Origin of the sequence: Micromonospora sp. DT41 (genome assembly GCF_049841715.1) — a bacterium.
GTDB classification, from domain to species: Bacteria; Actinomycetota; Actinomycetes; order Mycobacteriales; family Micromonosporaceae; genus Micromonospora; species Micromonospora profundi.
Map to the genome: position 1 here is coordinate 1 of NZ_JBNCKU010000041.1, position 1,672 is coordinate 1,672.

The 1,672-nt window shown below is 70.2% G+C and carries 1 protein-coding gene; it reads left to right on the plus strand.

Going from position 1 to position 1,672, the window contains the following annotated elements:
* The first annotated feature begins 131 nt into the window (after positions 1 to 131).
* A complete protein-coding gene (locus ACLQ23_RS31485; RefSeq protein WP_425736162.1) occupies positions 132 to 1,514 on the plus strand; it encodes an IS1380 family transposase in 1,383 nt (460 codons plus the stop codon).
* The last annotated feature ends 158 nt before the right edge of the window (positions 1,515 to 1,672 follow it).

Sequence of the window (1,672 nt, forward strand, 5' to 3'; positions counted from 1 at the left end):
CCTCGGCCTTTCACGGCAGCCGTGATCTTGGATGTCCAGCGGGTCGGTAGATATGGCGAAGTGCCTGCCACGTAAGGGAAACTGCCCGGTGTCGAGTCGTGCAGAGTTCCCGCGTGGAAGGCACTTCGTAGGTGCAGGTTACCCAGTGGTCCAAGGGATTGTCCGTCGAGGTCGGCGGTCACGGCGTGGTCTCGCACGTCGGAGCGGCGCTGTTGCGGCTGCTGGCTGATCGCAGCGGTTTGACGCAGGCACTGTCGGCCGCGCTCAGCCGGCGTGGGTTCAGCCCCGGCCGGGACCGGGGCCGGGTGCTGGTCGACCTGGCGGTGATGATCGCCGACGGCGGTGAGGCGATCGCGGATATCGAGGTGCTGCGCCACCAGAGTGAGGTGTTCGGCCAGGTCGCGTCGCCGGCGACGTGCTGGCGGGCACTTGACGAGATCAGTGACGTCGGGCTGCGTCGGATCGCCAGGACGCGGGCGAAAGTCCGTGCCCGGGTATGGGGCCTGGTCGGGTCGGTGCCGTCTGCTCGTGCCGCGGGCCGGGATCTCGGCGAGGGCGTGGTGGTGCTGGATGTGGACTCCACGATCGTGCTCGCGCACAGCGACAAGGACGGCGCCGCCGCGACCTACAAGCACACATACGGCTTCCATCCGATCCTGGTGACCTGCGACAACACCGGCGAACTACTGACGATCAAACTGCGGCCCGGCAACGCCGGAGCCAACACCGCCGCCGACCACCTCACCGTGCTGACCGAGGCGTTCGCGCAGGTCCCGGTCGGACACCGGCGGCACCTGCTCATCCGGGGTGACTCGGCCGCCGCCACCCACGCCGTGCTGGACTGGCTGACCGCGCAGGACGCCAAGCGCAACCGACGCGTCGAGTACTCAATCGGCTGGCCGATCGGCGAGGCGGAACGCGCCGCCATCCATGCACTACCGGCCGCGGCCTGGTCACCGGCCCTGGCAGCCGACGGCGGCATCCGCGACGGCGCGCAGGTCGCCGAACTGACCGGCCTGCTGGCCGTGGCCGGCTGGCCGCCCGGCATGCGGGTGATCGTGCGTCGCGAACGGCCGCACCCCGGCGCCCAGTTGTCGCTATTCGAGGAACGCGACGGCTGGCGCTACACCGCGTTCGTCACCAACACCACCGCCGGCGCCCTGCAGTGGCTGGAAGCCCGCCACCGCGCCCACGCCCGCGTCGAAGACCGGATCCGCTGCGCCAAGGACACCGGCCTGCGCCGGCTACCGTCACGCGACTTCGCCATCAACACCGCCTGGTGCCAGATCGCGGCCATGGCCTGCGACCTGATCGCCTGGCTACAACTGCTCACCCTCGACGGCGAACTGGCCAAAGCCGAACCGAAACGACTGCGCTACCGCCTGCTACACACCGCCGCCCGCCTGGTCCACGGCCAACGCCGCCGCCGGCTACGCATCACATCGACCTGGCCCTGGGCAGACCAGCTCACCGCCGCATTCACCCGGATCGCGGCGATCCCCGCCCCCGGCTGACCAGCTCAGCCCTGCCCCGACGACCGGAGGAACCAAGGAGACCACGCCCACCGCCGCGACAGACGGCCCGCCACCACGCCCCGAACCCAACCGCATCGACAATGAACGATCACACGCGCGGGGCCGGAACGCCCGACATCAGCCGTGAACGATCGAGG